Consider the following 23127-nt stretch of genomic DNA (forward strand, 5'->3'; position numbering starts at 1 on the left):
GCTTGCAATATGGATCGATTCTCCGTATGTGACCCCCTGTCGGCGGCGCTGAGGCGCTTATCCCGGCAAAGGTACGCGGTCGTAGCTCAGTTGGTTAGAGCGCAGGATTGTGGCTCCTGAGGTCGTTGGTTCAACTCCAACCGACCGTACCATTACTTTCAGCCATTCATTAGAAATTGTGTAACGATAACAACCGCTTAGGCGGATTTTTTATTGTTGGTTCGATCTTAAACGTACCGTTTTGTGATACAAACTGTGCTACAAAATGCGCTACAATGTGTGTCACACTATGTTATCATGCCTATATGGCTGGCTATCGTATCAAAACTGATCCACACCGATATCTGAAAAACCGCGACGGCGTTTATCAGTATGTTCGCCGCGTTCCCACGTCTGTTGCAGACAAGGATAGTCGCGCTCCCATCATCCGCATAAGCCTGAAAACAAACGATCTCGCTCGGGCTATGACGAAGCGCAACGAATACGAATCTGCTGACGACGCGTTATGGGCGATGCTGAAGGCTGGGGCTGATGGCGATAAGGCAAGGGCGCTTTATGATGCCGCCATTAAGCGCGCAGAAGCCATCGGAATATCATATGTGCCAGCCGATAGGCTGCTTTCTTTTACGGATGACGCGCTAGCGGCCCGGCTAAACCACGTAACTGGCAATCCGGTAGAAGATGCGGCGATGGTGGGCGCGGCAAGCACCCCGTCGGTGTCCGTGACGCAAGCCCTGAAAATCTATTTTGATGAGATAACTCCCGACGAATTGACGGGTAAGAGCGAAATTCAGAAAAAGCGTTGGCGTGCGCATAAGCTGCGGGCGATCGATCATTTTGTGAAGATTGTTTCAGATAAGGCTATCGCGGACATAACGCGCGAGGACGCCCAGAAATTCTATAAGGTTTGGCTGCAAATGATAACGAAGCCAGCCAAAGGGAAGCAGCCGATATCGGCCAGCATGGGCAACCGCATGATGGGCGGGATGCGCGTTCTCTTTGCTGAGTATTTCAAGCACATGGGCGATAGGGATCGGCCAAACCCTTTCCGCGATTTGAGCTTTGCAGAGAAGGTCGAAAAGTCACGCCCACCGATCCCGACGGATATCATCAAAGGGAAGTTCCTGACCTATGGGGCCCTCGTCAGCTTAAACGAAGAGGCTCGTGGTATAGTCCTGGCCATGATCGAGACGGGCTGTCGACCAAGCGAACTTTGCAACATTACGGCCGAGCACATATTCTTGGCCGATAAGGTTCCGCATATCCTGATTGCGCCCCGAAAAGACGCTGCAGATCCGCGCGAGATTAAAACTGCTTCGTCTGTTCGCAAGCTGCCTTTAGTCGGTATAGCGCATGAGGTTTTTAAGAAGCATAGGAATGGCTTCCCTCGTTACAAAAACAAGGAAGACACACTATCAGCGACGCTGAATAAATATTTCAAGGACAACGAGCTGTTTCCGAAGGGTGCCGGCTATTCCGTCTATTCGCTTCGCCACTCATTCGAGGATCGCATGAAAGAGGCTGGCTTAGACGATGAGCTGCGCCGGATGTTGATGGGCCATACAGTTGACCGCCCACGATATGGCACGGGCGGTTCCTTGGAATGGCGGAAAGAACAGATGGAAAAATTCACGCTGCCGTTCGACGCAGCCGTGATTTGATGCGGTCGCGAATATTATCGTTCGCAGTGAGATTGCGCTGCATGCCTTCCACACGCTCGTAAAGTGGCAATAGATTGTGTTCCGATTCTGGGAAGCAGGCAATTACACCGGCTATGGCATCCAGCCATCGTTCAGTGTCAGCGTAGGTGTAAGCCGTCATCCTTACTCACCTTCCTGCGATGCGACATGCCCTGCTTTTTCTGCCGCTTCTTGCGCTTCCCGTACGGCTTTCGAAACATCCTCGTTGGACGCGCTCCCGCCCTCGTAGCCGCCTTGGGCGCGCTCTCCGATGTAAATTTGCGGAATGTTCTGATAGGCAACTATGATGGCGACAATGGCCACCATGATGATGAGAATTCGCTTGTAGACTCGTGCTGACATCCTCACTTCCTTTCCCGCAGTGCGGCGCGGCCTGACGTATCCGCTTTCATGGTGAAACGGCGGAAGGTTCGGTCCTGTCGAATTTTAGCCTGCTGTTCCAAGCGGTCATTGCGGATTTTGAGGAAGTTAATCTCTGACTTCATCAAGCCGATATCGCGGCGCGTCTCGCCAGAGTTACGCATGAGCGACACGATAAATTCCCATGTGGGGTCCGCTTTGGTGCGCATGGGCGGCTTTTTCCGAATGTGGAAGAAACGGCCATCCCATTCTTGCAGGCCAGCCCATTCCGGGACTTCGGATTTGTCGATCATTCCTTGCGGCGTCACGTACCAAAAGCGATCTGTGAAGGTTAAGGCATAGGCTTGCTTTTCCTCGCTATCGCGATTGAAGTCAGCGCGGCTGATTTTGATTTCATATGCGCTCGACCGGAAGCCCTTCGACCGATGAGGCTCAAGCGTCCAGAAATCAATGCGCCGCTCCCCGCCGTTGAAGGCAAGCTCGGAAGCCCAAATCTTATCTTCGGAATAAGCGATGAGAGCGTTCAGAATATCGTCGGCTGTCAGCTTCATTCGCTCTGCTCCCCAAGTGCGGAGGCGGCGAGCATGGCGCGCCATTCCATATCCATATTTTCGCGGGTGTCTGGGTCAGCGATGACGCTCCATGCATCACAGGAGGCGTCAAGCATCCTCTCTGTCGGCTCCTGCAGAGCGGCGCGGATGGTGGCGATGACTTCTTTCGCGGCACCACGGTGATAATCCTGTGGCTGGAAATAGCATCCTTCCTGCTCATTCAGAACGGTAGCCACCTTCTCGATGAGTTCCTTACTCGGCATTCGATGCCTCCTTTGCGCGCAAGAGGGCGATGTACTTGGCCCGTCGCTCTGGCGTGAGCGTGTAATCGTAAGCCCAGTACGTTTCGCGTTCCCCTTTCGTTGTGGTGAAAATAATCTTCGTCCCTGCCTTGTTTGCGCGGGCGGAAGCATATCGTTTGTCGGGCTTGAAAAGCGCCAACTCGATCAAAATGTCAGTCCGATTGCACGGCGCGTCTAGCTTGGAGAGGCGGGTAATGAGGTCAGTCATTTGTCCATATCCCTGTGAAGCTCGCGTTGAGCGAAAAGCAGAAGAAAGCCAGCGCCGACGAGCCATTTCAGGTCGGCATTCGGGGCCAGTGCGAACATAATTGTGAGGCCCAGAAACACAGTGGTTATGGTTGCGCCTAGTATCAATCTCATCATGACGACTTCCCTCCCAGCGCGGCGCGGCCTGCTTCGGTATGCGATAAGCGGTCGAGGAGAGTCATAGCTACTCCCACGAAATGGCTAATGAATCTTCCCAATTCATGAGCTTTAGCGGAACCATCGAGGGTCCTCCGGCGTTAGAGCGCGGAATGAAATGATGGAGAATTTTGCACATGCTGAAGGGCGGATTGCTTTGGCTCATTGGATTACCCCTCCCTGTAATTCTGGTGCTCTGGTTGATGGGTTACTTGTCCTAATAATCGAATAGCTGGAGAGATAAGATGTCAAATGCACGGTGGCGAGGGTTGGAAATGACAACTCATTTTTATTACATTTCTCAACAACCAGATGGTCTTTGGTCAGTACAAGAAACAGTAACGAACCAACCCGTCTCCCTTCATGGCCAATTGTGCTGTTCTCTCCGGAAGAGAGATGCGGAAGAGCTCGTTGAATACCTAATGAACCTTGATAGAGATATCGCAGCTTAGGTGCTTCGAGCTCTTACTGCCTCCGCGCCCGGCGGCGGTTGTCGTTGGCCGGGCTGCGACGCTGGCGCGGAGCGCCATAGCGGAACCGAACGCCGGTAATGCGAGCCAGTTCGAAAGCCGTGTCTCGCAGCGTCTCGGCCTCGGAGTGATAGCCAAGCGCTCGGACGGCTTTTGAAATAGATAGGACTTGCGCGGCGTTCGTGCCTTGCTGCTGGAATTCGGCGGCGGTCAGGATGGGCGCCATAACGGCGTGCGTCGTCGATACATGTCTGTGCATGTTTATTCTCCTCGTGTTTTGGTGGGTGCAAAAAGCCGTGGCGCAAAAACGCGCAAGACTGTCATTCTTTGAGGTTCGGGGGCTTAAGCGCCCCGTCGCTATCTTTCGCGCCTCATGCGGATAACCCCAACCCAACGCCCCATGCGGCAACGCAGAAGGCTAAGATGACGGTCATCTCCACCGCTTCTCGTGCCGCATAGCGCACCCACGGCTGTGGGCGGCCATGTTTCCTAGCCTTGTAGTCAGGGCGGCGCATAGGCTCGACATTGCCGGCCTTGGGTGCGTCGGTTTCCGTTTCGAACTCGTCGTCGGCGAGCATTTCCAGGAGCGCGCGGTTCATGCTGCAGCCCTCCGGTCTTTTGCCGCCCGTTCCGCCGCTGGTACGTTGTCGTTTGCGGCAACGGGCTCCAGTCGATAAAACCCGTGATTGCCCGCGCCCCGATGGTTCATCGGGATGGTCCAGCCAAACGAGGGTAGAAGCTTGCGGAGGCGACTGATTTGCACTCGTACAACGTTGTGGGCGCCATCAGGGCCGCCGTTTGGGTCAAAGGCGTAGACGTTGTCGACGAGATCGTCGATGTAGATGCGACGCGGATAAATAGCTGTCAGCGCATCGACGATATTCTTCTGTCCGCGCGGGAGGGGCGCGGCTTCAAGTTCCGTGGCTGGGTTCCGCTCCATTTTACGCAGCCTCCGCCAGCTCAACCGGCGAGCAACAGGCTACGGCGCCGCTCGTCTGGAATACTTCGAACGTCTCGCCGGGGCACAGGGCAGCGAGGCGCGTCGCCTCGGCCAAGGCCTGCTCAAACGAGCCGTGTTCGTATGGCATGGTGGTGAAGACGCCAACGCGGCCAGTCTTCTTGCCGCGGCGGAATACGAAGAATCCGCCGCCGATGATTTCATTCGGGCGAGCTTTGGAGCTGCTTCTTCTCGGTGCTGGTGCGGTCATGTGGGTTTCTCCTCGTGTTTTGGTCGGTGGGTCAGCAGATCAAGCTGGTGAGGCTGTCTTCGTGCTGTTGAGGAGAAGGTATATGCGAAATAGTCACCAAATGTCAACGCTATATGATGACAAAAACGCACCATTCGAGGCAATCATGGTTTATAACTAATAAATGTTCTTGAAATGTTCGCCGCCTGATGGAATCAATAAGGGTAGTTAGGAGAGGTTGGATGTTCCCAGTATGCGTAGTGCAATCGTTTACGGCCGGTCGATGGGGTGTTGTCCCAGACGCACCAATTCAAGTCGGAGACGTTATTCAGGCCGAGCGGTTGGCGGAGAGGCTGGCAAAGACAAAGCCTGCGGTTCTCGCCGTCTACAAATGGGCCGGGAGTGCAGAGGTCATTACAGCCATAGGCGAAGTGCCGGAAAGCTTCTTAGACGCCATAATGTGAAGCTGGGTCAGCGAGTATTATATTTCCCGACGACACGGTGGCATACGGGCCAGTCGCCGCGAAATTCTTTGAATTCCTTGTGCGGATTGTATTGCTCAAGCATCCATTCACGGTCGTTGAACCCGACGAGTCGCTTGATGATTGCTTCGTTCTCGTCCATTTCGCTGGTGTGATAGAGGATCACATCTTCGTCGCGCATGGGCGGAAGGTTGGGGTTCACGAGCGCCGTTTCGCCGGGGCGATAGGCCGGGACCATCGATTCCCCCGACAGTAGCAGGCCGTAGCCGCCCTTAACGCCCTGCAGGACAGCGGGCATCTTCATATAGCTGATTGGATCGAACGTAATAATTACATGCCCATCGCCGCCCTTGGCCGCTGCATAGACGGGAAGATCGCGTTGATCGCCAACCAGCTCGTTGCCAGGAATAATTTTTGGAGTGAACACATCGGCAGGTCGCTCAAGCGCTATTCGCTCCTCTTGGCTAATCATGTCGCCTTTTTCAAAGGCAAGCCAATCCTCGCGCACATTCAAGGCTTTTGCCAGGCGAGCTACGAAGTCAACACTAGCTCCGCGCTTGCCGCTTTCGAGCAAGCTTATTGCAGACTTGTCGCGACCAACAAGGTCGGCAAGCTGGGCTTGGCTCATGTCCCGCGCTACGCGCGCATTCTTAAGGCGAAAGGCGAAATCCTTATCCATGATGGGCTTTTCGCATATTGTTGTGAAAATGTAACGTGCGAATGTGTCATCACTTGTTGACATATATGCGAATCTGTCATATCTATACGTCATCAACCGACGCAGAAGACGCCGGACAGTTCGAAGGAGGGCCTACCTCATGATGCCAGAAAACATCCTCCCGAGGATATCGGCACTCAACAGATAGAAGCCGCGCTCAGGCGCAATCGAAATAGAGGAGAGAGCGAATGACGAAAGTTGCCGACAGAAGCGAACCGGCTCTCGTTGAAGTGCCGCCATAGAAATCATCAGGGACGCTGGCCGCTGAAACGCGGCTGGCGCTTTCGGCGTACATCTAAAGCAGGCTGTTATGGGTCGGCACCACCCGTTACCCCAGCCTGCCCGTACGTCGCGATAAACACGAGGAGGGCCGAAGCCGCTTCTACACCACGATTTCCTTGCCCAGTACCACCCGGGCCGACCAGACAGATGCCGTTAGACGCGGCACTTGTCAACCGTCACCAACCGACACGAGGAGACATGCCGTATTCAACAAGACACGAACTGCAGGCAACTGCCGCCGCGCACCGTAAAAGAGGCGCATCGTTTGGGAAGATCGCGGAATTGATGGGCATTACCAGAGGCCACGCATGGTCGCTGCTTTCGGAAAGAACGCCCACGCTACCCCCGCCAAACCCGACTGAGAAGACCGTTGTGCGCCGCACAACCTACAACGGCGGTTATTCGGGAGGATGCATGGACGTTTATGTCTCACTGCCCCGCATAACGATTCTGGACGGGCCGTTTACAGGCACAGTCCACTAGCCTTTTGAGGCAGGCCGACCGCGAGGATGACGGGGCCGACGACTAACCTCCCACTGAGGAGGCAATTACTTGAAAACGAAATACACACGAACGGGCGAGCGCGACATGACAAACCGCAAGCCTTATCGGACAGCTGCGCAAAAAGCAGAGGCGCGCACGAACGCCGTGCTTCGGAATGGGACGTACGTCTCCAACGCACCGGTCACTTACCACCGCGCACCGAAAAGAGGTGCCGCATGACCTGCGAATGCGCTGAATGCTGGGATTTGCCCGGCGAAATCGTCGTCCACCGGCTTTGGAAGTGGAAGGGCATCATTGTCGAGGAGCGGGACAATTACCGCTGGCTGACTGTGCGTTTCATGATTCCCGGCACGGGCCTTGTGCAGCTTGAGGTCTCGCGCTTCGAAGTTGAGCCAGATTTTGAAGAGGATGACGGCGGCGTCGAGGCTGACAAGCCTGAAGATGACAACGTCATCCCGGTCGATTTCACCAAGAAGGCGAAGCTTACGAAAAACACCAAGACGAGGGGAGCTGCGTGATGGCTAAGTTTAAAGTGGGGGATCGGGTAAAGATCCTGCAGCACGACCCGCTTGGCGGATATCGCGTCGGCGATATTTTCACGGTAACCGGGATCGATGGCGCGTACGTTGAATTCATCGACAACGATGGCGACGAGAGATCGCGCGATGAAGACGAATTTGTGCCCGCTGCGGAAACAACCGGCAAGCCTGACTTCAAAGTGGGTGATCGGGTTGTTGCACTGAAAGACAGCGCCTACAGTATCAAGAAGGGAAGTATTTCCACCGTGATCCGGGTGGATGGGGATCATATTAGCATCCGTAAAGAGAATGGCGAGGCCGATGGCTGGTTTGCCGAGTATTTCGCTCTAGCACCCCTCACCATCGAAACCGGCAAGTTCTACCGTACCCGCGATGGGCGGAAGGTTGGGCCGATGCGGTGGGTGCGACCGCGATTGGGCAAGTTCTGCTTTGTTGATGAAACCGACGCTGCATGGGCAGTTGACGGCGCGTTCGATATCGGCGGCAATCCATCAGAAAGAGACCTCATCGCCGAATGGGTCGACGATCCAGCCAGCAATGACAATGCGCCTGCGACCAAACCCGCCATCGTTGCCCTGATCGAAAACGGCCAGCCTAAGCCGTCGGAAAAGCCGAAGGTTCATATAAGCGAAGAGTCCGCCACCGACGAGGCTGAACGACTTGCCGTCAAATATCCGGGCCAGAAGTTCGGTGTGTTCGCTCTCGCTGACTCGCGCATTGCCGATGTGGTTATTCGGAGGGCCGCATGACCTCCACCACGTACAGCCACACGCGCAACTATGCGCCCAAAGACTACGCGGAGGGTGACGCCTTCTATGAGCCGGAAACCATGCTCGGCCTTGGTGACCGCTTTCTGTGGGGCTTAGCAGTAGTCGCCGTGCTCGCCTTGACGGTCGGCTTCTACACATGGGTGCTGGCATGAACGTCGCCACAAAGGCCACGGCTGACATGCCATTCATCGATCCCGGGCGAAAGCCCGGTGTCGGCCGCATCGGGCAATCCTTGGCGCTTGCAGCGTTCACGCTGGCAATCGCCACGACAATCGCAGCCTTCCTGTTCTGGAACCTGCTGCTGCCGTTCTACGGGCTGCTTTATCTGTGGGGTGGGCACTAATGCCCATCAGACCGCCCCGCGACTACTGCGCCGCCGCCCTAACAAGCCCTCCTGCATGGCTTGTCGGCTGGCTCATACTTGCGGCTGTCATCGCCGCAATCGCCGTTACCCACCACACCTACTGAACACGAGGAGACTTATGGCTCTATCTCTTTCAAGCCTGAAATCCAGCAAAAGAGTGGACCCGCCAGTGTGCCTGATTTACGGGCCAGATGGCGTCGGGAAGACCAGCCTTGCCGCTGAGTTTCCAGATCCGCTTTATCTGCCGACAGAAGGCGAGCGCACGCCGTCGGACATTGAACTGCCGACGCCTGGCACAATCGAATCCTTTGACGATCTTCTGAATGTTTTCAGCGAACTCCTAACGGAAGATCATGATCGCAAAAGCGTAATCGTCGATAGCATTGATGGGTTGGAACCGCTTGTCTGGCGAGCGACGGCCGCTCGTCTTGGTATTAACAGCATCGAAGATGCTGGATTTGGTCGGGGATATGTAGAGGCGGATACGGAGTGGAATGAGTTCCTTTCTGCAGTTGGCGCGCTATCCCGGGCTGGGCTCTATGTCGTGATGCTCGCCCACCCGGAAATAGTGACCTTCAACAGCCCCATCACCGATCCATATTCGCGATACACCATCAAGGCCCATAAACGGGCAAGCGCATTGGTTCGCGAAAAGTCCGATGTCGTCGCCTTTATGAATCACCGCATCACTCTCAAAGAGAAGGATGTTGGTTTCAATAAGAAGGTTAGCCATGCAGAAGGCGGCAAGGAGCGACAGATTCACCTGAATGAGGCAGCTGGTTTCGTTGCGAAGAACAGGTTCAGCATGCCTGACACTATACCTTATCGAAAAGGGCAAGGCTTTTCTGAGGTCGCTAAGTTCTGGCCGGTTGCCAATGAAAATGACCAGAGAGAGGCGGCTTGATGGCCGTCCAATCCGAAAAATTCCTCAACACGGTACGCGGCAAGGCAATGGTCGGCCATGCCTCGCCAGAGGAAATCATGAAGGTCTTCGATCATCTCGATGCACTCGAAATGTTTCTCGACGATCACGACGAGGACGATGTGTTTGGAACTGAAGGCTGGCGCCACACAATCGGCATGGAGGACTAAATGGAAAAAGTACTAGCTGGCCTCGTAGCAATCGCGGCCATTCTATTCTTCGCACCGCTCATCGGTGTTCTGGGAGGGGCATTCGTCGGCTGGGTCGTGGGCCTGTTTTTCGCAGAAACAATCCACGCTTTCCTTGCCGCCGTTGGCATCAACGCGGCGGGCCTGACGATGTGGCAGATAGGCGCTTCGCTCGGTTTCATCGGCGGGTTCTTCCGCCCGGCCATTCATCGGGCGAAGGCGTAAACGCCCAAACCCCAGCGCAGCTTCTTTAAGTAAATAACGTCGCTCCGCTGCGGACGGAGCGCGCGGAGCGACGGCGCAAAGTAATCCTCCTCCCCTGATTACTTACGCAGCTGCGAATTACCATGAGAAGAAAATGGTTAATAGTTAAACATCCGTAAGAATTACCATTCAACCCAACCACAAGCACGAGGAATTTATAGATGGCAAAACTAGCCAGCAGATTTGATGCGACTGCTCACGATACGGAGCAGCGCGACTACGAGGAACTGCCGAACGGCGATTATGAGCTGGAAATCGAGGCATCGGAGGTCAAGGAAGGCGCTAACGGTACCGGCCTTAAGACAACGATGACGGTTCTACGCCCTGACGAATATCAGGGCCGCAAGGTCTTCAATTTCTACAATCTGGAACACAAGAACGCGCAAGCCCAGGAGATCGGGCAGAGGCAGTTCGCAAGCCTTTGCCGAGCGATCGGCGTCTCGGAAGTCGAGGATTCCGAAGAACTGCACTTCAAGGCGTTTACGGCAAAGATTGGTCTCGGCAAGCCCTCAAAAGACGGCCAGTACCCGGCACGAGCAGAGATCAAGAAGTACTACTTCCCCGATGAAGGCAACGTTCCCCAGCCTTCGATCGACGCCAATCAGCCTGCACCGCAGGCCCGCCCTGCCAATGACAACCGACCGGCTGCGGCAAACAGCAACAAGCCGGCGCCGGCTGCTGCGGCAGCAGGCAAGAAGCGACCTTGGGGTTAAGCCACGCCAACCCGCTACTGGCGCGACAGCGCCGGTAGCAACCACCGTACCGAACCGAACACGAGGAGACTTTGATGAGAGTCACTATTGACCGCTCACAGCTCGCGCACGCCTTAGCAACCGTCAACCGTGCCATCGAAAGCCGCAATTCTATTCCTATTCTCGCCAACGTGCTCTTGGCGGTTGAGGACGGCCAACTGCGGCTTACCGGCACCGATCTGGACGTCGAGATAACGACCAGCCTGCCGGTGCTCGACTGCCAGCCGGGGAGCGTGACTGTTCCCGGCAAGATGCTTGCGGACATCGCAAAGCGCGCGACGGGTGACGTTACCCTTGCCTTAGATGGAGGCCGCCTTACCGTCGCGTCCGGTCGCAGCCGTTACAAGCTCGACGTTTTGCCTGCAGAAGACTTTCCGTCCTTCAGCGCCGGGAAATTCGACACAACCCTTGAGTTGGATCTGGCTACGCTTGTCGCGCCGTGTGTGCACTGCATTTCCACGGACGAGACCCGTTATTACCTGGCTGGCGTTTATCTCCATACCGTTGACGGCCGCTTGGTTGCTGTCGCAACCGACGGGCACCGGCTGATGCGAAACACCGGCCCTGCCGGCGGCTTGGAATACGGCGTGATCCTGCCGCGCAAGCTGGTCGGGTTGCTGCCGAAGGGGGCGGTTACCGTTGAACTGTCGCCGAACAAGGTGCGCGTCACGTCTGGCTCGACGGTTATCACGAGCAAGCTGATCGACGGCACGTTTCCCGACTATGTGCGCGTCATTCCAACCGGCAATAGCAACGTGCTTACCGTTGACCGTCAAGCTCTCATGAAGGCGGTCGAGCGTGTCGCCGCTGTTGCAGACGACAAATCGCGCGCTGTGAAGTTCGCCGTCGGCGATGTGCTGCGGCTAATGCTGGCTGACAAGGCCAGCGATGAAGTTTCGATTGAGTTTGAAGGCGAGCCTTTGGAGATCGGCTTTAACGCCCGGTACGTCAACGACATGCTTGGAGCATTGGATGAACCGAATGTGCGCTTTGCACTCGGTGATGCAGGCTCGCCTGCCGTCATCAAGGGCGAGGGCGAGTGGACCGCGGTCTTGATGCCTGTGAGGGTTTAGAATTGGCGCCCCTTCCAAAAGCTGAATCCAGCACTGTCCGCGCCATCTACGCCGCTTACGAGGCCCAGGCTAAGTCCTGGGACTCGTGGGGCATCAGTGTGGGCGAGGCGGGAACCGAATGTGACAGAGCCTTGTGGTTCGGCTTCCGCTGGGTCTCAGCTCACGAGGTTCATTCTGGCCGTCAGCTTCGATTGTTTGCCACCGGCAATATCGAGGAAGATCGCTTAGTCGCCGACCTCGAACGCATTGGCGTCGACGTCTATGGGCAACAAGACAAAATCAGGCTGGTCTCGGGTTTTGTGCGCGGCAAGTGCGACGGCAAGGCAATGGGCGTACCCGAAGCGCCGAAGACCGAGCACCTGCTGGAATTCAAGTCGAGCAATGAGAAGGGCATCAAGGAACTGCAGAAGCAGGGCTGCCAGAAGGCTAAACCACTTCACTACGCCCAGTGCCAGCTTGGAATGCACGATTTCGGACTGACGCGCTGTCTGTATCTGGCTTCGTGTAAGAACACCGACACACTCTATGCCGAACGTATCGAATACGATGTCGAATTCTGCCTTCGGTTGCTGGCACGCTGCGAACGCATCGTGTTTTCGGATGAGCCACCCAGCCGGATTAGCGAAGATCCGGAGTTCTTCGGCTGCATGTTCTGCAAGCACCGTGGCGTCTGCCACGAAGGCGTGCAGCCGCGCGTAAACTGCCGCACTTGCCTTCATGTTCAGCCAGAGCATGGCGGAGATTGCCATATGTCATGCGCGCGCTGGAACAAGCCCTTGTCGATCGATGAGCAGCGAGACGGCTGCCCGGCACACCTCTACCTGCCGGGGCTGATAAATGGCGAGCAGATCGATGCGGACGAGATTGCGGAAACTGTCACGTATCAGCTGGCCACGGGTGAGATTTGGGTGGATGGGTTGAGGGGAGAGGGTGGTTAGATCTACGATGTGATCTGGGTTACTGCGGCTTGCCTTGCGGCTACCGACTGAATTATTTTCTCAGCGGCATCTCGAGCTAAGTCATAGCAACGTTCAGCCTCAATTGGGTCTGATTGAGTCGCGTTGAGTTTCTCCGCTTCAAAATAGTTTTTTTCCATAGCTTGGATCATATCATCGATGAACGGCGAAAGATGAATTGACCATCCGCGAAGCACCTTCTTTTTAGTTGGATCTAATTTGATGTCGTTAGGGAACTCGTCTTGAATATCGGCAATAATAACTTTGGCTCTAGCCATAACTTCTGAAAAAGTCTGATAATGAGGCATTAGATTGAATGACATCAAATTATGATGTTGCCGACGGCTAGCAATCAGTTGTTCTCGTGCGACTAGAATTCCCAGCAAGACTGGAATTCCAGCGATGGCGGAAGAGTAATCTTTAACAAAATTCGCAAAAGATTCAAGTAACGTTGCCGTTTCTGGTCTCGTACTAATCAGAACGCACATCGATACAGAAAGCAAGAGGCAGTATAGGGCTGTCGCAATATAGAGAACTGCCGAAGAAATATCGCAACTTTTTTTATCAGACAAGGTAACTCCCCCAAATGCTAAAATTACGCGATTATCAACGCGCCGCTGTTGACGGCCTGTATGACTACTGGCGCGAACAACCCGGCTCTCCTCTTATCGTATTGCCGACCGGCGGTGGCAAGAGCCTCGTGCTGGGTACGATCTGCAAGGAACTGATCGAAGGCTGGCCCGACATGCGCGTGCTCGTCGTGACACATGTTCGCGAGCTCATTCTCTCGAACTATCAGGAGTTGCTGAACATCTGGCCTTTCGCTCCGGCTGGCATCTTTTCGGCTGGCGTAGGCCGGCGAGATGCGAAGGCGCAGATCGTTTTCGGCGGCGTGCAGACCATCGCAAACAAGGCGGAGCAGATCAGCCATATTGACGTCGTTCTGGTCGATGAAGCCCACCTCATGCCGCGCAATTCCGAAACGCAGTATGGCAAGCTGATCGAGGGCCTGCGCGCCATCAATCCAGACCTGAAGCTGGTCGGCCTCACGGCCACGCCTTATCGCTTGGGCGAGGGGCTTTTGACGGAAGGTGACGGCGCGCTTTTCGACGACATCTGCTTTGAAAAGCCAATCGGCGAGATGATCGAGGAGGGGTATCTCTGCCGTCCTATTTCAAAGGGCATGGCGACAGCATTCGACTTGTCTGGTGTGGGAAAGCAAGGCGGCGACTACAAGCAGAACGCACTGCAGGCAGCCATCGACAAGGACGACATCACCGCTTCCGTGGTCGACGAGATCGTCACATACGGCACCGCATCGGGCGCTGAGCGTAAGGCTTGGCTCTGTTTCTGCAGCGGCGTTGAACATGCGCGACATATGCGAGACGAAATCCGCAGTCGCGGCTTTAGCTGCGAGACGGTGACTGGAGACACACCGACAGGTGAACGCGACCGCATTCTAGCTGACTTCAAGGCTGGCAAGATCCGCGCGCTGACGAACAATTCAGTTCTTACGACCGGCACGAACCTGCCGATCATTGATCTGGTCGCATTCTGCCGCCCAACCTTATCAGCCGGCCTTTATGTCCAGATGGCGGGTCGTGGTCTGCGTCTTTATCCCGGCAAGGAGAACTGCCTCTTTCTGGATTTCGCGGGCGTTGTTCGCAAGCACGGGCCCATCGATGCCGTAACCCCGCCCGGAATGAAGAAGGGCGACGGGGAAGCGCCAGTCAAGCAGTGTCCGCAAGAGCCCGACGATCGTGGTCTAGTAGGTTGCGGCTCGCTAATTCACGCATCGCTGCACACCTGTCCGGATTGCGGATACGAATTCCCGGTCAATGAAACGCCGAAGATATCAGCGCAGGCCGAAGACGTGCCGATGTTGTCGAAGGATAACGCCAGCACTCGCCAGGTGGAGCGCCGCACATTTGCATACCACGAAGGCAAGGGCGGCAAGCAGGACAGCGTGAAGGTGTCTTACTGGGTTGGAATGTCGTCCATCAACGAATGGTTGGGGCCGGCTCATGCCGGCTTCTTCAAGTCGAAGTCAGACAGGTGGTGGCGAAAGCACGGAGGTCAGGCACCGTTCCCGAAAACTGTGCTGGAATTCATGGAGCGCCAAAACGAGCTGCTGCCTACCGTGGAGATAGTCGTGAAGCCCAACGGCAAATATTGGGAAGTGGTCGACGCCATGCCAGGTGCTGCGAATGACAACGTGACGGGGGCTGGTAATGACAATGAGCCCATGTCCGCTGGACTAGCAGAAATACTGGCAGACGACATACCATTTTGACAACCCGTTAACGGGATGCGCCGCGAGGCATGTTAACTTACCTACCGCTGCTTATCGCAGCAAAACCAACCAGCAAAACACGAGGAGCAACAATGACGGACAATTACGACCCGTATAACCCGGCGCCTATTGGTCACAATGGGCCGCCGCTTTCCGCGTACGAGACTGTAAAACAGGAAATCGAAGACCTGTTTGATGAAGCTAAGAATTTCGCAGACGGTGAAGCAATCCACAATCAACAGTTGGCCGATGCGATCACTGAACTACACGACAAGCTTCATGACGCCGGAAAGCGCGCCGACGAGGCCCGCAAGGGCGAAGCCAAGCCGCATGACGATGCGAAGGCTGAGATACAGGACCGCTACAACAAGCTGATCGGCAATACGAAGTCGGTCAAGGGTAAGGTCGTTCTTGGCAAGGAGACGTTGCAGACCTTGTTGACGCCGTGGCGCAATAAGCTTGTTGCCGAAAAAGAAGCTGCGGCCAAGGCCGCACGTGAAGAGGCGGACCGCATTGCTCGTGAAGCACAGGAAGCTATGCGTGCCAGCGCAGGCAACCTTGAAGAGCGCGAAAAGGCCGAAGAACTGCTTGCCGAGGCCAAGAAAGCCGATCGATGGGCGAAGCGCGAAGATCGGTCAGCAACCACGGGCACGGGGCTGCGCACAATCTGGCACTGCAAGTTGGAGGATGAAGGTAAGGCCCTCGATTGGGCTTATGGCCGAGCTCCGGAGCGCTTCAAGGAACTGGTGCAGTCGATGGCCGAAGAAACAGTGCGCGCCGGTATGCGTCAGGTGCCGGGGTTCAAGGTTTGGGACGAGAGAGTGGCGCGGTGAGGGCTATTTAGACCAGTCGAAAAACCCACTGAGGCCCGTAATCGATTGAGGTCGAACGGCGAGTCCCTTTAACATAAAGAGAAGTTCATTGGCTGGGATACTTCCCTCCTTAAATAAATCGTATGTGCCTGTGTCGGTCAAATTCTCAGAGATGTGGGATAAAATTCGCCATATCACGTAACATTTTGCCGCCTCCATATGGCGAACAGAGGGAGAAACACCGCCGGACACCGATTTCGCTAAGCTGTCCTCGATGTGCAGTAACGCATCTCGTTTAGTCGAGCTGACGATCGAGGACAACATAGGGTTTATTTGCGAAAGAGCTGGCAGATAGGTCGACGTTGAGGGAAAATAACTTCTGGCCCGGTCGGGGGCATAGTGCGCTATTTGATAAGCGGCATCTCTGAACTCATCAGATATCAGGCTGCAAGCAATCGTTGCTTGGCGTTTTCGCGTTTCCTGCTCCGTAAAACGTGCAAGGTCAGCAGTTCTATTGGCTGCAATAATCACAAAGGCGCCGCCCAATAGCGCACCTATTCCAGCAATTAATGCCTGCCACTTCGATGCCCATTCTAACAAAACCAACTTACGAAACCATATGCCAGTCTCATGAGCACAAACCGTCCAATCTTGTGAGCAGCCAAGATCTGACCACTTAATCCATATGAATGCGGTCAACCAAACCGCAAACAGAACTCCAGCCGCCCACGCAATTTTCTTCATCTGCCACCACCCTTTGAAGCGTTGATTGGCAGATATTCGGGCCACGATCAACACCCCGCCAGCCACCAACTGGCGCGTTACCACCACGAAACACGAGGAGATGAGGATGAATGAACCGCTACCGAGCGGGCCTTTCGGCTGCGTCCTTGCACGTCCTGAATTTTTGCAAATGGCCGCGCCTCGACGCGGCCTCTACCAGCTACCCGAAGGTAATGTACAGATATCGTTTAGTGGCGGTCGTACATCTGCCTATATGCTGCATGCAATCCTCGAAGCCAACGGGGGAATTCCAGAGGATCGCGTTAAAGTGATGTTTCAAAACACCGGGCGCGAAATGGAGGAAACACTGGATTTCGTCCGCGAGTGCGGCCAGCGGTGGGGTGTTCTCATCATATGGACGGAATATCGCGCGCAGAAGCCATTCTTCGAGGAAGTAGGTTATCAGGCGGCGAGCCGGAACGGTGAGCCATTCGACGCGCTCATAGACAAGAAACAGTATTTACCCAACCAACAATCCCGGTTCTGTACCCAAGAACTAAAAATCAGAACTGCCAAGCGATATCTTCGCTCCATCGGCTGGGATCGCTGGACAGCAGCAGTCGGCATCCGCGCTGACGAGCCACATCGGCTGACCGACAAGGACGGCAAGCCCAAAGCAGTCAAAGACCGTTGGGTAAACTGGCACCCACTGGCTGCTGCGGGTGTGACGCGGCAAATTGTCAGTGATTTTTGGAAGGGGCAACCCTTCGATCTTCAATTGCCGAACGTGCGCGGTAACTGCTGGCTCGGCAACTGCGATGGTTGTTTCCTGAAATCCGAACGGTCGCAAGCCGTCCTGGCACGAGATTTTCCAGATCGCCACGCATGGTGGGAAGCTGCTGAAGCACGGATAGGTGCATTGGAAACACAAAAAGGTCGCCCTGCGGACAATTCAACCTTCTCAAAGAGATTTTCCAAAGCCGCGCTGCGCTGGTTCATGGAGCGCCAAGGCGACTGGATATTGGACGACGAAGACGCGCTATGCCAGCGCGACGAAGGGGAGTGCACGGCATGATCACGATCAAGAAATCACCCACAGTGATTGTATCTATCTACATTGGCGGCGATCTGGAACAAGCAAAGCAAGTTTGTCGCGAATGGTGTATGGAAGCCGGAGCCTGCGTCACCGTCGAGCCTGTCAATTTCATTTATACTGGCGGGGAAGAAGCTGGCGTTCGCGTCGGGTTTATAAACTATCCACGTTTTCCATCCGACGAAACTTGTATTGTCGAGCGCGCCAGTGATCTCGGTATTCGCCTCATGGAACGTCTGTGCCAGCATTCCTTTTCCATTGTGTCGCCGAACAAAACTCATTGGTATTCGCGGAGGGAAGCATGACCGACGTCTGCCACGTCTGCGCCCGCCACGCCGTAGGTATCGGCGTGCAGGCAGACCGCGAGCCTATCCGCTGGCTGTGCAAGGAATGCGCCGACATTGCCGAGCATATCCGACATCGGCGGCGGTTAGACCCATACGAGCTGCGTGCGCTTGATACCGGTGTCGAGGCGGTTGGGGAGTACTTGCAGTCCATCCAAAAAACCGACCTCAAGGACATGGATGAACTAGAGGCGCGGATGCTGGTGAAAGCCGCATGGGAAGGGTGCGGGCGTGGGATGCGCGCGGCTTTAAGCGAAGCTCCATTCTGAGGCCGCCATGACAGCCTATTACAACGAGTTCGACCCGAAAGCGGCCGCTTGGTTGCGCGAGCTAATCAAGGCTGGCCATATCGCACCGGGAGATGTTGATGAACGTTCAATTGTCGATATTCGACCTTCCGACCTTATCGGATACACACAGTGCCACTTCTTCGCCGGGATCGGCGTCTGGTCCTACGCGCTCCGCCGAGCAGGATGGCCAGATGACCGCCCCGTCTGGACCGGTTCCTGCCCATGTCAGCCTTTCAGCGCGGCAGGCAAAGGAGCAGGGTTTACTGACGAGCGGCACCTATGGCCGCACTTCCACTGGCTTATTGAAAACTGCCGCCCTCCAGTTGTCTTTGGCGAGCAGGTTGCGAGTAAGGACGGACTTGGCTGGCTCGACCTTGTACAAGCTGACATGGAAGGATCGGGCTACGCCAGCGGGGCGGTCGATACCTGCGCTGCGGGCTTCGGTGTGCCGCATATCCGACAGCGGCTCTACTGGGTGGCCCACTCCGACAAGTCGGGATCACAAGGACGGTGCGGAGTGCCAGAACGTACCGCTGAACGCGCTGTTGGGTCGAGTGGCCTGGTTGACGGGCTGGCCGACAGCGCAGGCGTCGGACGGATCGGGCGGTGGGCAGGCGGCGAGGGCCATAAACCCGGAGAGATCGAACGATCTGAACGACTTTGCTATGCTGGCGGGCTGGACGACGCCGTCTGCCACAGACGGAGAGAGGGCGGGAACAGGCGTAACGCCCAACATGACGGGCAGCAGCTTGCCGCAAATGGCGGCAATGACCGGCCCAGCCCGACTAACGGCCACTGGCGAGATGCTGACTGGCTCTTCTGCCGGGATGGAAAGTGGCGGCCAGTTGAACCCGGCACATTCCCGCTGGCTCATGGGGCTGCCGCCCGAGTGGGACGATTGCGCGGTTACGGCAATGCAATCGTTGCACCCGCAGCGCAAGCCTTCATCGAAGCGTACTTAGCGACCGAGATAACGCCCGCCAACGACAATCACTGCGGCGTGACGTTTAGGCCTGCGGCATGAATTCGGTTCATTAGTGCCGTCGCTGCCTCGGCCTCATCGATATCGAGGTCTCTTAAATAGGAATCTTGCAGCTTGGCCACGTGGTCGGTTTCAGTATCGACGACCGACCATTTGCCGTTGCTCATTATCTTCATTTCATACCGTCCTTTGGACATATACAGGCTCCAATAAGGAAGATTGATGGAAAATAACATTCAGGTGTTTTCGGGTGAAGACCCCATGCTCGACGTCGCCCTGTCCTACACGGCACGCAGCTGGCCTGTCTTCCCTTGCCGTGCCGCTGACGAGGAATTCGTCGACGAGGATGGCATAATCGAAATTCTCGCGACCAAAACTCCGCTGACTTCAAACGGGTTCCGTGGGGCGACGATGAATGAGCGCATTGTGCGTGAGCTTTGGCGTCGCAATCCCGGTGCAATGATCGGCGTGCCGACCGGTGCGCCTATTGCTGCGTGGGTGCTGGATATCGACCCGAAGCACGGTGGCCCGGATACGCTCGCGGCTTTGGAAGTGGAGCACGGTGCATTACCGGCGACGCTGACGGCTGAAACCACGAGCGGCGGCCGACACTACTTCTTCAAACACAAGGCTGGCGTTCGCAATCGTGGCGCATTGGGCGCTGGCATCGACGTTCGCGGCGACGGTGGCTATGTCATTGCGGCTGGCAGTGTGCCTGCTGTTGGCCAGCCTTACCGTTGGTTGGTCGATATGGAACCGGTTGACGCGCCGGACTGGCTGCTGGAGCTTGTCCTGCCACGGTCATACGACAGCACGACTATGTATCAGGCGCCGTCGGTTTCGGGCACGATCAACGATCGGTATGTCGAGCGCGCGGTACAGTCTGAGCTGGACGATCTCTCCATGGAACCGATGGGCAACCGCAACAATCGTCTGAACGACGCGGCGTTCCGACTGGGAACATTCGTCGGTGCTGGCGCCTTGTCGGAATCCGAAGCACGGGCCTTGCTACAGGACGTGGCGCGCGGCTGGGGCAGGGACTTCCAGCGTTGCTGCAAGACGATCGACAACGGCCTGAAGGCTGGCAAGATGCATCCGCGTCAGGCACCGGAAGCCGTCAATGACAATACCAAGCTCGTGGATATCACGCGCATGCTTGACAACGCACGAGCGAAAGTTGATGAGCAGCGTGAACCCGAAGCGCACAATGACGAACCTGATGCGCCGTCAGTAGTAGAAGAAGAGCCCACCGACCAGCCCATCCTCGCAGCTACGCCGTTCCAATGGAAAGACCCGTCGACGTTGCCCCGCCGCGAATTTGCTTTCGGTCGGCATTTCATCCGCAAGTACGTCTCTGTGACCGTTGCACCGGGCGGCCTTGGTAAGACTGCCAACAGCATTGTGGAAGCGCTCGCTATGGCATCGGGTAAAGCCTTGAACGGCGTGAAGCCTCCCAAGCGCATGAAGGTCTGGCTGTTCAACGTCGAAGATCCGCGTGACGAGCTTGAGCGCCGTATCATGGCGGCGTGCATCCACTTCAATCTCAAGCCGGAAGACATCGACGGGCACCTGTTCCTCGACAGTGGCCGTGAGCAGGAGCTTGTCGTGGCGATTGACGACAAGAAGGGCGTCAAAATCCAGGAGCCGATCGTCGAGGCGGTTGCTGAAACCATCCTTGCCAATGGCATCGATGTGATGATCGTCGATCCATTTGTGTCGACGCATCAGGTCAACGAAAACGACAACGGCGCTATCGACAAAGTCGCAAAGCTCTGGGCGCAGATCGCGGACTATACGAATTGCTCGATCGACATCGTGCACCACCTGCGCAAGGTCAGCGATCGCGAGGCAACCGTTGAAGACGCGCGCGGTGCCGTGGCCCTGATCGGTGCCGCACGTTCGGTGCGTGTGCTTAACCGTATGTCCGAAGGGCAGGCGAATGATGCCGGTATTCCCGGCATGGATCGGTTCGGATATTTCTCGATCACATATGGCAAGTCGAACCTTACGCCGCTTTCACACCGGCTGGACTGGCGACATATCGAAAGTGTGGCGCTGGGCAACGGGCGAGGGCTAACCCAACCGCAGGACCATGCGCCGGTCGTGACGGAATGGCATTGGCCATCCAGCGAGGAAGTGGCGGAAGGGCTGACGGATGAACAGCGAGAAGCCATCCGCGGTGCTGTAAACGGCGGCATGTACAAGCAGGCGGCAAACGCCAAGGACTGGGTTGGGCTGGCAATTGCCTATGCCGTAGGACTGGACGCTGACGACGATGCACAGCGGAAGAAAGCCGGCATGATAACCAAGGCGCTGTTCAAAGAAGGATTCTTGTCAAAAGTGGAAGAACGAGATCCAGTGCAACGACGCATGACAACTTTTGTGAGGGCTGTTTAAGAAATACGGCATTTGCCGTATTTCTTTTTTGTTTCTATTTATCCAGTAAGCCTCTTGTCGCTCATCTTTTTTAGTGACACTAAGGCTATATTTATTCGCTATAGCAGGGGGCGGGTGCGAGCAATGGGGGTAATGGGCACGGTTGGCGTATCTAGATGGCGCCAGTATTTAATTTCCTTTGTAGCAATATTAGGTCTACTTCTATCTTCAGTGTGCGCCTCCGCCGGCCCGGTGACTTCACCGCAATACTTCAGTGGTTCAAAGAATAAATGGATATCTGGGAATCTCGCGGCTATTGGTAATAAGGTTACATTCAGTTTAGAGACAGCCCCGGCCTCTGGCACTGTTGTGCTTAATGCCGACGGCAATTTTACTTACACGCCCAATGCTGGATTTGTAGGTGACGATTCTTTTCTTTTCCGCGCTACGGATGTCAGCAACGAGTACTCGGAGAACTCAGCGTATTTCACGATTTCAGCAGCCGAGCCGCGAGTAACGTCAGTTGCGGTTCCGGCTAGCGGCTATTACAGCGTCGGTTCAATACTGAATTTTTCGGTAAATTTTGATCAAGCTGTATTTGTCGCTGGCACGCCTTCATTGTCAGTTGTTATCGGCTCTGACACAAAGCCAGCAGCATATGCGGGCGGCAGTGGTACCAACACCCTCACGTTTTCTTATAATGTTCACCCTGGCGACATGGACCTGAACGGGATTGCAATTGGCGCACTTTCGACCAACGGAGGGGCCATCAGTAATAGCTCAAATGATTCAGCGGTATTAACTCTCAATAATGTTGGATCGACGTCTGGAGTATTGGTCAACACTGCGAGTCCTACGGTTGTACTTTCAACTTCCTCAACACAGTTTGACGCCATCAAAAATGTAACAGTTACATTCTCTGAGCCGGTAACGGGATTCACCTTGGCCGACATTGATCTTGATACAACCGGGACCGTCAGCGCTGTGGCTTATTCCTTGATGACTAGCGATAATATTACCTACACCTTTGGAGTGACAATGACGGGAGTTGGAGTCGCGGTATTGAGGGTGCCAGCTGGATCCGTCGTCAACCAGGCAGGCAATGCTAACTTCAGTTCCAATGCACTGAACCTTATACTTAATCCCTTACCAAACCCGGACTTGCAGAATCTTCTACCTAGCGCCGGTACTTTGGCGCCTGCCTTTGCCACAAATACGACCTCATACACGTTGAATGTCGCAAACGATGTGGAGAGCATTTCGTTCATACCATCGCTTGCAGATACCAACGCAACGGCTGTCGTCAACGGCTCTCCAACGCCCAATGGAACGTCTAGCGCTTCAATCCCATTGGTGGTGGGGAGCAACACGGTTACCACGACTGTTACCGCGCAGGATGGAACCACCACGAAGAGCTATACGGTCAAT

The 23127-nt window shown here is 55.5% G+C and carries 33 protein-coding genes and 1 tRNA gene; 21 read left to right on the top strand and 13 right to left on the bottom strand.

Going from position 1 to position 23127, the window contains the following annotated elements:
* Positions 1 to 75 precede the first annotated feature (75 nt).
* Positions 76 to 152, top strand: a tRNA-His gene (locus D8666_RS19575).
* A gap of 153 nt (positions 153 to 305) precedes the next feature.
* Positions 306 to 1661, top strand: coding sequence for a site-specific integrase (locus D8666_RS19580; protein ID WP_235859019.1), 1356 nt, complete (start codon positions 306 to 308; stop codon positions 1659 to 1661).
* 162 nt (positions 1662 to 1823) lie between these two features.
* On the opposite strand, the gene D8666_RS19585 is transcribed toward D8666_RS19580, so the two are convergent.
* From D8666_RS19585 to D8666_RS19630, 10 genes are all read right to left on the bottom strand, one after another.
* The gene (locus D8666_RS19585) at positions 1824 to 2042 is read right to left on the bottom strand and encodes a hypothetical protein (protein WP_121539094.1); all 219 of its coding nucleotides are present in this window, start codon (positions 2040 to 2042) and stop codon (positions 1824 to 1826) included.
* Between the two features lie 2 nt (positions 2043 to 2044).
* The gene (locus D8666_RS19590; protein ID WP_121539095.1) at positions 2045 to 2611 is read right to left on the bottom strand and encodes a hypothetical protein; all 567 of its coding nucleotides are present in this window, start codon (positions 2609 to 2611) and stop codon (positions 2045 to 2047) included.
* Positions 2608 to 2874, bottom strand: coding sequence for a hypothetical protein (locus D8666_RS19595; protein WP_121539096.1), 267 nt, complete (start codon positions 2872 to 2874; stop codon positions 2608 to 2610). Before D8666_RS19595 ends, D8666_RS19590 begins: the two co-directional genes overlap by 4 nt.
* The gene (locus D8666_RS19600; RefSeq protein WP_121539097.1) at positions 2864 to 3121 is read right to left on the bottom strand and encodes a hypothetical protein; all 258 of its coding nucleotides are present in this window, start codon (positions 3119 to 3121) and stop codon (positions 2864 to 2866) included. Before D8666_RS19600 ends, D8666_RS19595 begins: the two co-directional genes overlap by 11 nt.
* Entirely contained in the window at positions 3118 to 3276 is a 159-nt protein-coding gene (locus tag D8666_RS24295; protein ID WP_167836124.1) for a hypothetical protein, read from the bottom strand. Before D8666_RS24295 ends, D8666_RS19600 begins: the two co-directional genes overlap by 4 nt.
* 504 nt (positions 3277 to 3780) lie before the next feature.
* Positions 3781 to 4044 (bottom strand): hypothetical protein, encoded by a 264-nt coding sequence (locus D8666_RS19605; RefSeq protein ID WP_121539098.1) that lies wholly within the window; start codon positions 4042 to 4044, stop codon positions 3781 to 3783.
* 112 nt (positions 4045 to 4156) lie between these two features.
* Entirely contained in the window at positions 4157 to 4384 is a 228-nt protein-coding gene (locus tag D8666_RS19610) for a hypothetical protein (RefSeq protein ID WP_121539099.1), read from the bottom strand.
* Positions 4381 to 4725 carry a helix-turn-helix domain-containing protein gene (locus D8666_RS19615; protein ID WP_121539100.1) on the bottom strand — a complete coding sequence of 115 codons (345 nt, stop codon included), beginning with the start codon at positions 4723 to 4725 and terminating at the stop codon, positions 4381 to 4383. The genes D8666_RS19610 and D8666_RS19615 overlap by 4 nt, the downstream gene beginning before the upstream one ends.
* A gap of 1 nt (position 4726) precedes the next feature.
* Complete coding sequence (locus tag D8666_RS19620; protein ID WP_121539101.1) at positions 4727 to 4993, bottom strand: hypothetical protein; 267 nt, start codon at positions 4991 to 4993, stop codon at positions 4727 to 4729.
* A 450-nt stretch (positions 4994 to 5443) separates the two neighbouring features.
* Entirely contained in the window at positions 5444 to 6133 is a 690-nt protein-coding gene (locus tag D8666_RS19630) for an XRE family transcriptional regulator (RefSeq protein WP_121539103.1), read from the bottom strand.
* A gap of 1040 nt (positions 6134 to 7173) precedes the next feature.
* Here D8666_RS19630 and D8666_RS19640 point away from each other — a divergent pair.
* The 11 genes from D8666_RS19640 to D8666_RS19680 all read left to right on the top strand — a co-directional run bounded on the left by D8666_RS19640 (position 7174) and on the right by D8666_RS19680 (position 12768).
* Positions 7174 to 7476: a hypothetical protein gene (locus D8666_RS19640; RefSeq protein WP_121539105.1), complete on the top strand. Its 303-nt coding sequence runs from the start codon at positions 7174 to 7176 to the stop codon at positions 7474 to 7476.
* Complete coding sequence (locus D8666_RS19645) at positions 7476 to 8246, top strand: hypothetical protein (RefSeq protein ID WP_121539106.1); 771 nt, start codon at positions 7476 to 7478, stop codon at positions 8244 to 8246. The genes D8666_RS19640 and D8666_RS19645 overlap by 1 nt, the downstream gene beginning before the upstream one ends.
* Complete coding sequence (locus D8666_RS24300; RefSeq protein ID WP_167836125.1) at positions 8243 to 8419, top strand: hypothetical protein; 177 nt, start codon at positions 8243 to 8245, stop codon at positions 8417 to 8419. The genes D8666_RS19645 and D8666_RS24300 overlap by 4 nt, the downstream gene beginning before the upstream one ends.
* Entirely contained in the window at positions 8416 to 8610 is a 195-nt protein-coding gene (locus D8666_RS19650; protein WP_235859020.1) for a hypothetical protein, read from the top strand. Before D8666_RS24300 ends, D8666_RS19650 begins: the two co-directional genes overlap by 4 nt.
* Entirely contained in the window at positions 8610 to 8735 is a 126-nt protein-coding gene (locus D8666_RS24585; RefSeq protein ID WP_268967060.1) for a hypothetical protein, read from the top strand. The genes D8666_RS19650 and D8666_RS24585 overlap by 1 nt, the downstream gene beginning before the upstream one ends.
* Before the next feature lie 14 nt (positions 8736 to 8749).
* Positions 8750 to 9535, top strand: a complete 786-nt coding sequence (locus tag D8666_RS19655; RefSeq protein ID WP_121539108.1) for an ATP-binding protein — start codon at positions 8750 to 8752, stop codon at positions 9533 to 9535.
* Positions 9535 to 9723 (top strand): hypothetical protein, encoded by a 189-nt coding sequence (locus D8666_RS19660; protein ID WP_121539109.1) that lies wholly within the window; start codon positions 9535 to 9537, stop codon positions 9721 to 9723. Before D8666_RS19655 ends, D8666_RS19660 begins: the two co-directional genes overlap by 1 nt.
* Positions 9724 to 9966: a hypothetical protein gene (locus D8666_RS19665; RefSeq protein WP_121539110.1), complete on the top strand. Its 243-nt coding sequence runs from the start codon at positions 9724 to 9726 to the stop codon at positions 9964 to 9966.
* Between the two features lie 200 nt (positions 9967 to 10166).
* Entirely contained in the window at positions 10167 to 10718 is a 552-nt protein-coding gene (locus tag D8666_RS19670) for a DUF669 domain-containing protein (protein WP_121539111.1), read from the top strand.
* Positions 10719 to 10792: 74 nt separating this feature from the next.
* Positions 10793 to 11830 carry a DNA polymerase III subunit beta gene (gene dnaN, locus D8666_RS19675; protein ID WP_121539112.1) on the top strand — a complete coding sequence of 346 codons (1038 nt, stop codon included), beginning with the start codon at positions 10793 to 10795 and terminating at the stop codon, positions 11828 to 11830.
* A complete protein-coding gene (locus D8666_RS19680; protein WP_235859021.1) occupies positions 11797 to 12768 on the top strand; it encodes a PDDEXK family nuclease in 972 nt (323 codons plus the stop codon). The genes dnaN and D8666_RS19680 overlap by 34 nt, the downstream gene beginning before the upstream one ends.
* 2 nt (positions 12769 to 12770) lie before the next feature.
* Here D8666_RS19680 and D8666_RS24035 read toward each other — a convergent pair whose 3' ends face one another.
* The gene (locus D8666_RS24035; protein ID WP_147438016.1) at positions 12771 to 13358 is read right to left on the bottom strand and encodes a hypothetical protein; all 588 of its coding nucleotides are present in this window, start codon (positions 13356 to 13358) and stop codon (positions 12771 to 12773) included.
* A 14-nt stretch (positions 13359 to 13372) separates the two neighbouring features.
* Between D8666_RS24035 and D8666_RS19690 the strand changes: the two genes are divergently transcribed.
* Both D8666_RS19690 and D8666_RS19695 read left to right on the top strand, forming a co-directional pair.
* Positions 13373 to 15079: a DEAD/DEAH box helicase gene (locus D8666_RS19690; protein WP_121539115.1), complete on the top strand. Its 1707-nt coding sequence runs from the start codon at positions 13373 to 13375 to the stop codon at positions 15077 to 15079.
* A gap of 92 nt (positions 15080 to 15171) precedes the next feature.
* Entirely contained in the window at positions 15172 to 15912 is a 741-nt protein-coding gene (locus D8666_RS19695) for a hypothetical protein (RefSeq protein ID WP_121539116.1), read from the top strand.
* 3 nt (positions 15913 to 15915) lie between these two features.
* On the opposite strand, the gene D8666_RS19700 is transcribed toward D8666_RS19695, so the two are convergent.
* Positions 15916 to 16635 carry a hypothetical protein gene (locus D8666_RS19700; protein WP_121539117.1) on the bottom strand — a complete coding sequence of 240 codons (720 nt, stop codon included), beginning with the start codon at positions 16633 to 16635 and terminating at the stop codon, positions 15916 to 15918.
* A gap of 106 nt (positions 16636 to 16741) precedes the next feature.
* Here D8666_RS19700 and D8666_RS19705 point away from each other — a divergent pair, with 106 nt between their 5' ends.
* The 4 genes from D8666_RS19705 to D8666_RS19720 are packed head-to-tail and all read left to right on the top strand — an operon-like array spanning position 16742 to position 19365.
* Positions 16742 to 17689, top strand: coding sequence for a phosphoadenosine phosphosulfate reductase domain-containing protein (locus D8666_RS19705; RefSeq protein WP_209446000.1), 948 nt, complete (start codon positions 16742 to 16744; stop codon positions 17687 to 17689).
* Positions 17686 to 18012 carry a hypothetical protein gene (locus D8666_RS19710; RefSeq protein WP_121539119.1) on the top strand — a complete coding sequence of 109 codons (327 nt, stop codon included), beginning with the start codon at positions 17686 to 17688 and terminating at the stop codon, positions 18010 to 18012. The genes D8666_RS19705 and D8666_RS19710 overlap by 4 nt, the downstream gene beginning before the upstream one ends.
* Positions 18009 to 18320, top strand: coding sequence for a DUF6511 domain-containing protein (locus D8666_RS19715; RefSeq protein WP_121539120.1), 312 nt, complete (start codon positions 18009 to 18011; stop codon positions 18318 to 18320). The genes D8666_RS19710 and D8666_RS19715 overlap by 4 nt, the downstream gene beginning before the upstream one ends.
* Positions 18321 to 18327: 7 nt before the next feature.
* Positions 18328 to 19365: a DNA cytosine methyltransferase gene (locus D8666_RS19720; RefSeq protein WP_121539121.1), complete on the top strand. Its 1038-nt coding sequence runs from the start codon at positions 18328 to 18330 to the stop codon at positions 19363 to 19365.
* On the opposite strand, the gene D8666_RS19725 is transcribed toward D8666_RS19720, so the two are convergent.
* Positions 19332 to 19499 carry a hypothetical protein gene (locus D8666_RS19725; protein ID WP_167836126.1) on the bottom strand — a complete coding sequence of 56 codons (168 nt, stop codon included), beginning with the start codon at positions 19497 to 19499 and terminating at the stop codon, positions 19332 to 19334. The genes D8666_RS19720 and D8666_RS19725 overlap by 34 nt on opposite strands.
* A gap of 46 nt (positions 19500 to 19545) precedes the next feature.
* On the opposite strand from D8666_RS19725, the gene D8666_RS19730 reads away from it, so the two are divergent.
* On the top strand, positions 19546 to 21720 hold the full coding sequence (locus tag D8666_RS19730; RefSeq protein ID WP_235859022.1) for a bifunctional DNA primase/polymerase: 2175 nt from the start codon (positions 19546 to 19548) through the stop codon (positions 21718 to 21720).
* Positions 21721 to 21843: 123 nt separating this feature from the next.
* On the top strand, positions 21844 to 23127 hold a 1284-nt coding region (locus D8666_RS19735), incomplete at its 3' end, for a cadherin-like beta sandwich domain-containing protein (RefSeq protein ID WP_167836127.1).

It is taken from the genome of Ochrobactrum soli (genome assembly GCF_003664555.1).
In the GTDB taxonomy this organism is placed as follows: Bacteria; Pseudomonadota; Alphaproteobacteria; order Rhizobiales; family Rhizobiaceae; genus Brucella; species Brucella teleogrylli.

Coding starts and splice junctions, on each gene's coding strand:
- D8666_RS19580 (WP_235859019.1), top strand. CDS start 306: ATGGCTGGCTATCGTATCAAAACTGATCCACACCGATATCTGAAAAAC.
- D8666_RS19585 (WP_121539094.1), bottom strand. CDS start 2,042: ATGTCAGCACGAGTCTACAAGCGAATTCTCATCATCATGGTGGCCATT.
- D8666_RS19590 (WP_121539095.1), bottom strand. CDS start 2,611: ATGAAGCTGACAGCCGACGATATTCTGAACGCTCTCATCGCTTATTCC.
- D8666_RS19595 (WP_121539096.1), bottom strand. CDS start 2,874: ATGCCGAGTAAGGAACTCATCGAGAAGGTGGCTACCGTTCTGAATGAG.
- D8666_RS19600 (WP_121539097.1), bottom strand. CDS start 3,121: ATGACTGACCTCATTACCCGCCTCTCCAAGCTAGACGCGCCGTGCAAT.
- D8666_RS24295 (WP_167836124.1), bottom strand. CDS start 3,276: ATGATGAGATTGATACTAGGCGCAACCATAACCACTGTGTTTCTGGGC.
- D8666_RS19605 (WP_121539098.1), bottom strand. CDS start 4,044: ATGCACAGACATGTATCGACGACGCACGCCGTTATGGCGCCCATCCTG.
- D8666_RS19610 (WP_121539099.1), bottom strand. CDS start 4,384: ATGAACCGCGCGCTCCTGGAAATGCTCGCCGACGACGAGTTCGAAACG.
- D8666_RS19615 (WP_121539100.1), bottom strand. CDS start 4,725: ATGGAGCGGAACCCAGCCACGGAACTTGAAGCCGCGCCCCTCCCGCGC.
- D8666_RS19620 (WP_121539101.1), bottom strand. CDS start 4,993: ATGACCGCACCAGCACCGAGAAGAAGCAGCTCCAAAGCTCGCCCGAAT.
- D8666_RS19630 (WP_121539103.1), bottom strand. CDS start 6,133: ATGGATAAGGATTTCGCCTTTCGCCTTAAGAATGCGCGCGTAGCGCGG.
- D8666_RS19640 (WP_121539105.1), top strand. CDS start 7,174: ATGACCTGCGAATGCGCTGAATGCTGGGATTTGCCCGGCGAAATCGTC.
- D8666_RS19645 (WP_121539106.1), top strand. CDS start 7,476: ATGGCTAAGTTTAAAGTGGGGGATCGGGTAAAGATCCTGCAGCACGAC.
- D8666_RS24300 (WP_167836125.1), top strand. CDS start 8,243: ATGACCTCCACCACGTACAGCCACACGCGCAACTATGCGCCCAAAGAC.
- D8666_RS19650 (WP_235859020.1), top strand. CDS start 8,416: ATGAACGTCGCCACAAAGGCCACGGCTGACATGCCATTCATCGATCCC.
- D8666_RS24585 (WP_268967060.1), top strand. CDS start 8,610: ATGCCCATCAGACCGCCCCGCGACTACTGCGCCGCCGCCCTAACAAGC.
- D8666_RS19655 (WP_121539108.1), top strand. CDS start 8,750: ATGGCTCTATCTCTTTCAAGCCTGAAATCCAGCAAAAGAGTGGACCCG.
- D8666_RS19660 (WP_121539109.1), top strand. CDS start 9,535: ATGGCCGTCCAATCCGAAAAATTCCTCAACACGGTACGCGGCAAGGCA.
- D8666_RS19665 (WP_121539110.1), top strand. CDS start 9,724: ATGGAAAAAGTACTAGCTGGCCTCGTAGCAATCGCGGCCATTCTATTC.
- D8666_RS19670 (WP_121539111.1), top strand. CDS start 10,167: ATGGCAAAACTAGCCAGCAGATTTGATGCGACTGCTCACGATACGGAG.
- dnaN (WP_121539112.1), top strand. CDS start 10,793: ATGAGAGTCACTATTGACCGCTCACAGCTCGCGCACGCCTTAGCAACC.
- D8666_RS19690 (WP_121539115.1), top strand. CDS start 13,373: ATGCTAAAATTACGCGATTATCAACGCGCCGCTGTTGACGGCCTGTAT.
- D8666_RS19695 (WP_121539116.1), top strand. CDS start 15,172: ATGACGGACAATTACGACCCGTATAACCCGGCGCCTATTGGTCACAAT.
- D8666_RS19700 (WP_121539117.1), bottom strand. CDS start 16,635: ATGAAGAAAATTGCGTGGGCGGCTGGAGTTCTGTTTGCGGTTTGGTTG.
- D8666_RS19705 (WP_209446000.1), top strand. CDS start 16,742: ATGAATGAACCGCTACCGAGCGGGCCTTTCGGCTGCGTCCTTGCACGT.
- D8666_RS19710 (WP_121539119.1), top strand. CDS start 17,686: ATGATCACGATCAAGAAATCACCCACAGTGATTGTATCTATCTACATT.
- D8666_RS19715 (WP_121539120.1), top strand. CDS start 18,009: ATGACCGACGTCTGCCACGTCTGCGCCCGCCACGCCGTAGGTATCGGC.
- D8666_RS19720 (WP_121539121.1), top strand. CDS start 18,328: ATGACAGCCTATTACAACGAGTTCGACCCGAAAGCGGCCGCTTGGTTG.
- D8666_RS19725 (WP_167836126.1), bottom strand. CDS start 19,499: ATGAAGATAATGAGCAACGGCAAATGGTCGGTCGTCGATACTGAAACC.
- D8666_RS19730 (WP_235859022.1), top strand. CDS start 19,546: ATGGAAAATAACATTCAGGTGTTTTCGGGTGAAGACCCCATGCTCGAC.